We start from the raw sequence: 6,588 nt of genomic DNA, 5'->3' as shown, positions 1-6,588 counted from the left end.
ATCTGAACAGGGCACGCGACCTAAAAATGTCGCATCTCTATCTTGCCCATCTGTCGCATCTGTATATTGCTGTTATACAATTGGATCGCGTAATCTATCTTATGGAACTCACACCTGCAACGGTCGAGCTATCACGCCGTGTCTATCGCAACGACTTCAATCCGATTGCGTCCATTATTCTTTGCGACATACAGCGCCTTGTCAGCATGTATCATCACGTCATCGAACTTCATCGATTTGTTCTGGACGACAAGTCCGATCGACACCGTGACTGATATTGACGCGTTGCCTATAGAAAACACGTTTCCCGCAACGGCGTTACGGACTAGTTCGGCGGCCATTTCTGCATCACGGCTGCTTTTTTCGCCAAAAATGATTACGAACTCCTCACCGCCTGTACGAGCAATAAAATCATCAGCCTGCAAAATGGCTTTTAGTCTTTGTGCAAGCGTTTGCAAAACGACGTCGCCTGAAAAATGACCATAGCTATCATTGATGGATTTGAACTGATCGATATCGAGGATTGCAACTGCCCGGTGACTGGATGTTTCTTCGGTGGACCCTATGATCGACGTACCATACGCAATCAGCGAACGCCGGTTTGGCAGGTCTGTTAAATAATCGCGTGATGCAGCATTCTGCCAACGGCGTTTGACCTGATCGGAGCACATGAGCAAAAATGTTGTGGTTCCAATAACCGGCAATACAGATAGAAACACTGGCGTCACGCTGTTCATCCAGTGGGTGTTGTCCGCAATCGTGAAATTCGGTTGTGTATCTAGCGAAACGTAAAGGATTGCGCGCAGTATCGTAGTAAGCGCCGCCATTATGTAAATTACAGCCATCGCAAACCGACTACGGGATTGATACTCCTTTGAGTGTTCGGGACTGATCAGGATAGCTGTCGAGGCCAACATGATGATAGCCCAAAGAATCGAAACGATGACCACCCGCACTTTGATGTCTGGAACGAAGACAACGTAATAAAGAAACGGGAGCATACCCAAGACCGGCACCAACAGAACGTGCGAGTAAAGGGGCAAACCGTGAAACTGTCTGATGGCCAGATGATACATGCTCAGCGCTATCATCAAAACCACATTTGCCGTAATGATCGCCAGGTTCGACGGCAAGTAAACTTCGGCGGCGAATATTCCACATCCAAGGGCGACGAGCAGAGTAGCCCATTGCCAGATACGAGCAGCAGGTCTTAACGTGGTCGGAAAATCGGAGAGGATTGCGCTCAGAACGCCGCCATTCGCAAGAATGATCAGCATCACTGTGATATAGACCGACTTTGCATCCATGTCTCGCCTCTTCGATGCTGAAGAAGTCGAAAAACTCCCCAGTCGCCGGATTGTTTATACTAAATCGACATATTTTTCCAAATCAAATAAGACACGATAATTACTGCTTAGGCAGGAATACAGGTTTAGGCGCCGGGAAAGATATTCAAACAATCAATCGGATAAATTATTAACCTCTACCTCATAAGCATTTTTCGCATTTTCTGGTTTTCGGCGTTGAGCTTTTCAGCCAGCTGTCGTTTTAGTGTAGCATTCTCGGCCTCAAGCGCTTGCAGTTCATCCAGAATATCAAGTTTCGCTCTCGGAGATGGTTTTGCCTTTACCGGCTTGTCAGCAATTGCCTTCAAGTGACGGCGAGTATTTCGCTTTTTCTTTTCAGGCGTTGCCGAGACGGGAGTGGCGATAGCCGGAAGCGTTTCGGCTTCTTGCGGGGACGCGATTGCTTCCAAGATCACCGGCTCAACAATGGCTTTCCCCTGTGGGGTGGGTTCTTGGATGGTCTCAGCGGGCTTGCTGTCAGCTTGCGGGATAGCGGGCTTTGACGGCTCGGCTGCGTGCGGTGCCTTGACATCCTCGTCCACTTCACGGGCAATCGATTTCAGATCAAGGTTGCCCCAAAGAGAGTTGCCGCTCTTGCGCGCACGCCGGTTCTTATATTCAACCACAACATTGCGGATTGGATTCTTCATCCGAAAATAGCTTTCTCGATCAAATTCCATGGAAGTGTACGACAGGTACTGCGCTCTACCTATAGATTTCGGGGCCCGTTTTCAACAATCAATCCGCCTTCATAATAGATCGCTCGCCGCATGTCTTTGGATGGCATCTCTTCACAAATTGTCAAAGTAATGGCACTTATGGTTGCATTAAGCATTGTCCCATATATTCGGCACCCGGAAAGCTTACCCGAGTATCAATTCAGGAGAAACTGAACATGGCTGATGAAACCATTGTAGAAGCAAACCAGACCGCTGCCGCAGAGCCTGCAAGCAGCAAGCCGAAAACCCGTGCACCGCGCAAGAAGGCCGAGCCTAAAGCGGTCGCTGCAAAGCCTGCGGCGAAGGCAGTCAAGGCTCCCAAAGCTGCCAAGAGCGCACCCAAGGCCGCTGCAGCTGCTGCAGCACCAGCTGGCCGCAAGGTGAAGAAATATTCGCCAGCCGAACGCGCTTCTATTCTTGCCTCCGTTGAAAAGGCTACCAAGGGTGGCAAGGTCACGTTGAAAGCTGCATTGCAGCAGGCTGAAGTCAGCGAACAGACCTATTACAACTGGAAGAATGCTGCTGGAAAGACCGCAGCACCGGCTGCTGCCAAGGCATCGTCGAGCGACGATCTCAAGGCGCTTGTTGCACTGGAAGCTGAAAATCTCAAGCTGCGCAAGGAACTGGCTGCAAAGCTTCGCTCCGAAAACACCGAATTGCGTAAGCGTCTCGGCAAGGCATAACAAACAACTCACTTGGGACAGCCCCTGCCCCAACCCGACCATGACACAAAACAGGTGCCCCGCCGGAAAGCGGGTCACCTGTTTTACTTTTGTACTAAGAAATCACCGTTACATGATAGCAGCTTAACATGGCTTATTCATGTAGTATATTGATGCAGAACCATTTCAACCGTCGTGGTGAAGCTGCGGAAACAGGCACTCAACAAACTTGGCCGCTGTTGGTCTTGGTTCATGGTTGGCTAGCCCTGGTCGCTCATTGGCCTCAATGAAAATGTACTCCGGTCTATCCGGTTGTTTGACCATAAAGTCGATGCCGACCACCGGAATATTGATTGCACGCGCGGCACGACAAGCCGCATTGACTAGCTCGGGATCGACAATAGATGTGACGTCATGAATGGTCCCACCAGTATGCAGATTGGCAGCCTTGCGCACCGTGATTTCATGGCCGTCTTCTAGTACGCTATCGAGCGATAGCGCCTGCTCTTGGAGACATCTTTTAGTTTCAGCGTCGATCGGAATACGGCTTTCACCACCAGTGGCGGCAGAGCGACGACGTGATTGAATCTCGATGAGCTTTCGCACAGGTGTATTTCCGTCACCCAACACACGTGGAGGGCGACGCACCGCTGCTGCGACAAGCTGATAATTGATAATAACCAGACGCAAATCCTCACCATCAAAACAGGCTTCCAGCAGAACCCGATCACAAACAGTGCGCGCCTGTTTGATTGCCGTTTGCAGCTGCTTCATATCGGATATTCCAACAGAGATCCCCCGGCCCTGTTCTCCGCGCGCCGGTTTGACGACAAGCTTCCCATGTTGACGCAAGAAAGCTTCGAGCATTTCAGGGCGTGCGTCGGCGGAGATCTGCGCTGGCACGGTCAGTCCCGCTTTTTCAACAACCCGTCGGGTCACGGCCTTATCATCACAGATCGACATCGCCACGCCGGAGGTCATCTCAGATAGGCTTTCGCGACAATGAACCGAACGCCCCCCGTAAGAGAGACGAAAGAAGCCGCCTTCCGCATCTGTTACATCAACCTGGACACCCCGGCGCATTGCTTCATCCACAATGATCCGCGCATAGGGATTAAGTGCCTCAACGGCTTCGAGACGAGATGCGAAGAACTTTTCATTGATGGCGTTTTTGCACTTAACCGCAAAAAGCGGAACGCGATTGAATCCAAGTTTCTCATACAGACGGATAGCGTTTTCATTGTCATGCAGCACCGACAAATCCATATGACGCAACCCACGCGCCTGAAAATGTTCGGCCAGCATGCGCACCAGCTTTTCACCAATACCGGGTTGACGCGCCTGCGGATGAACCGCGAGGCACCAGAGGGACGCCCCGCGATCAGGATCGTCGAACAAGCGCTGATGGTCGATGCCAGTGACCGTTCCAACAATTTCGCCAGTGGCGTCGTCCTGAGCGACAAAATAGGTCACAGCGCGGTTGACCCGCTCGGCAGAAAAGAAATCTTCCCGAAGCTGAACCATCCCGCACGCTGCATAGACCCCGTTGATACCATCTGCATCAATTTCCGAAATGGCGCGACGAATGGTGATGCCACGTGTGCGACGCCCGCCAGCCCGGTAGGTCGACAGTTCCAGACGGTAAGTATGCGACGGATCGAGAAAAATCTCTTGCGGTGCCAGCGACAATAGCACATGCGGATCGCTGACATAAAACAGGATATCTCTACTTGCCGGAGCTTCGGCCCGCATGGCGTCAATAATGGCTTGGTTGCTGTCGAATGTCTGAGCAAACAACAAACGGCCCCAGCCGCAATCGAGTGCTACATTGCGATGCCTGCTATCAGTTTCCGCCTTATGGCCTTGAGAATGCTCCTGGTAAAACCCAGCACTTTCAGGCGTGCGCAAGCGGGTCAGACGATGCGAAAGAGCCTTGCCGCCCCTGGCTTTCTGCCGGGTCATACGTTCCTCACCATGGTTATGCATTTATGCCTCCTGCGTCTGGAGCCACATCTCCAACAGGCCCGCCTGCCACAATTCCGATCCACGCAGTGGCGTGATGTGGTCTGAGGGCTTTGTGAACAGACGCTCCAGGTAATCGCGCTGAAAAAGCCCACGTTCGCGCGCCTTCTGGGATGACAACGCATCGCGCAACATGTCGAGATAGGGCCCGGCGATATATTTGAGCTGCGGCACCGGAAAATAACCCTTCTTGCGGTCGATGACCTCGCTTGGGATGATCTTCCGCGCTACATCCTTGAGGATGCCTTTGCCGCCATCGCGCAGCTTTTCCTCAGGAGGTATCCGCGCTGCCAGTTCAACGAGTTCATGGTCAAGGAAGGGCACCCGCGCTTCCAGACCCCATGCCATCGTCATGTTATCGACGCGTTTGACCGGGTCGTCCACGAGCATCACATTGGTATCGAGCCTCAACGCGCGATCCACGGGCGTATCGGCGCCATCCTCAAGCAGCCTTTGTTCGAGAAGTTGCTGGCTGTAATCCTGTTCGGACATCCACTCTGGAGACAATTGCGTTGCAAGCACCGCATGCGTCCGGTCGCGGAATCCCTTGGCATAGTCGCTGACCACATCGTTGGAATCAATGAGAGGCGAATACCAGTGATAGCCACCGAATACCTCGTCCGCGCCCTGACCTGATTGGACAACTTTGATGTGCTTCGACACTTCCTTCGAGAGAAGGTAAAAGCCCACATTGTCATAGGAAACCATCGGCTCCGACATGGCGGCAATGGTTCCAGGCAAGGCGCCCATGAGATCCGCCGACGGAACAAAGATTTTGTGGTGATCCGTTCCGAAATGCTTGGCTATCAGGTCCGAATAGACGAACTCATCGCCTTTCTCACCATTGGCTTCTTCGAAACCGACAGAAAAACTCATAAGGCCAGTCTGCCCTGCTTCGGCCAGCAACCCCACGATGAGGCTGGAATCCACGCCACCGGAAAGAAGAACGCCGACCGGAACATCAGAAATCATGCGTCTTTTGACTGCCACACGGAGCATATCCAACAATTGCTCCTGCCATTCCTCCCGGCTCAGAGCGCTGTCACCCGGCAGTCGGCGATAGGGCGCCTGCCAATAAATCCGGTCTTTGAAATTGCCATTGGCTTCATAGATGCGCATCGTTGCAGGCGGAAGCTTACGCACACCTTCATAGATCGTGCGCGGCGGTGGAACGACCGCGTGAAAGCTCATGTAATTGTGGAGAGCAGCGCGGTCGATTGAAGTATCAACGCCGCCGGCTTTCACCAATGCTGGCAGCGAAGACGCAAAACGCAATGCGCCGTTGACCTCAGCAAGATAGAGCGGCTTTATCCCGAAACGGTCGCGGGCGAGGATAATCCTTCCCGTATCCCGTTCGTGGATTGCGAAAGCGAACATACCCAAAAATCGGGAGACGCAATTTTCTCCCCACGCATGCCAGGCCTTCAGGATCACTTCCGTGTCTCCATCGGAGAAGAAGTGATAACCCTTTGCTTCAAGTTCTGCACGCAACTCGCGGAAATTGTAGATGCATCCATTGAAAACCAGTGTGAGACCGAAGTCGGCGTCGATCATTGGTTGCTGCGATTTTTCGGAAAGATCGAGGATCCTCAGTCTTCTGTGACCGAAGCCAATATTGCCCCGGATGACGATACCAGATGCGTCCGGCCCTCGGGGGCTTAAAACATCCGCCATTTTCGAGACTGCCGAAACCGATGGCGAACCGCCATCGAACCTGACTTCTCCGCAAATTCCACACATAAAAAGGGTCAAAACCTCCATTGTCATCACGAGAGCGATTTCAAACGGGAATCCGTTTGTCCCTGCCCTCGTTCATTGCACAGCCCGAAAACTGCTTCA

General features: G+C 52.4%; 5 protein-coding genes. 1 reads left to right on the top strand and 4 read right to left on the bottom strand.

Annotated elements, in window-relative coordinates; all coding sequences use genetic code 11:
• Positions 1 to 131: 131 nt before the first annotated feature.
• Positions 132 to 1,307 carry a diguanylate cyclase gene (locus tag HWD97_RS18325; protein ID WP_109365970.1) on the bottom strand — a complete coding sequence of 392 codons (1,176 nt, stop codon included), beginning with the start codon at positions 1,305 to 1,307 and terminating at the stop codon, positions 132 to 134.
• Between the two features lie 176 nt (positions 1,308 to 1,483).
• Positions 1,484 to 2,026, bottom strand: a complete 543-nt coding sequence (locus HWD97_RS18320; protein WP_109365969.1) for a hypothetical protein — start codon at positions 2,024 to 2,026, stop codon at positions 1,484 to 1,486.
• Between the two features lie 215 nt (positions 2,027 to 2,241).
• On the opposite strand from HWD97_RS18320, the gene HWD97_RS18315 reads away from it, so the two are divergent.
• Positions 2,242 to 2,748, top strand: a complete 507-nt coding sequence (locus tag HWD97_RS18315) for a transposase (RefSeq protein ID WP_109365968.1) — start codon at positions 2,242 to 2,244, stop codon at positions 2,746 to 2,748.
• 165 nt (positions 2,749 to 2,913) lie between these two features.
• Here HWD97_RS18315 and ngg read toward each other — a convergent pair whose 3' ends face one another.
• Positions 2,914 to 4,713 carry an N-acetylglutaminylglutamine synthetase gene (ngg, locus tag HWD97_RS18310; protein WP_319081054.1) on the bottom strand — a complete coding sequence of 600 codons (1,800 nt, stop codon included), beginning with the start codon at positions 4,711 to 4,713 and terminating at the stop codon, positions 2,914 to 2,916.
• Positions 4,714 to 6,489 (bottom strand): N-acetylglutaminylglutamine amidotransferase, encoded by a 1,776-nt coding sequence (locus HWD97_RS18305; protein ID WP_371835390.1) that lies wholly within the window; start codon positions 6,487 to 6,489, stop codon positions 4,714 to 4,716.
• Positions 6,490 to 6,588 lie beyond the last annotated feature (99 nt).

This window comes from Ochrobactrum sp. C6C9 (genome assembly GCF_022627935.1).
GTDB lineage: Bacteria > Pseudomonadota > Alphaproteobacteria > Rhizobiales > Rhizobiaceae > Brucella > Brucella teleogrylli.
The sequence above is the reverse complement of the archived record's forward strand: the minus strand, read 5'-3'. Positions and strand labels throughout refer to the sequence as shown.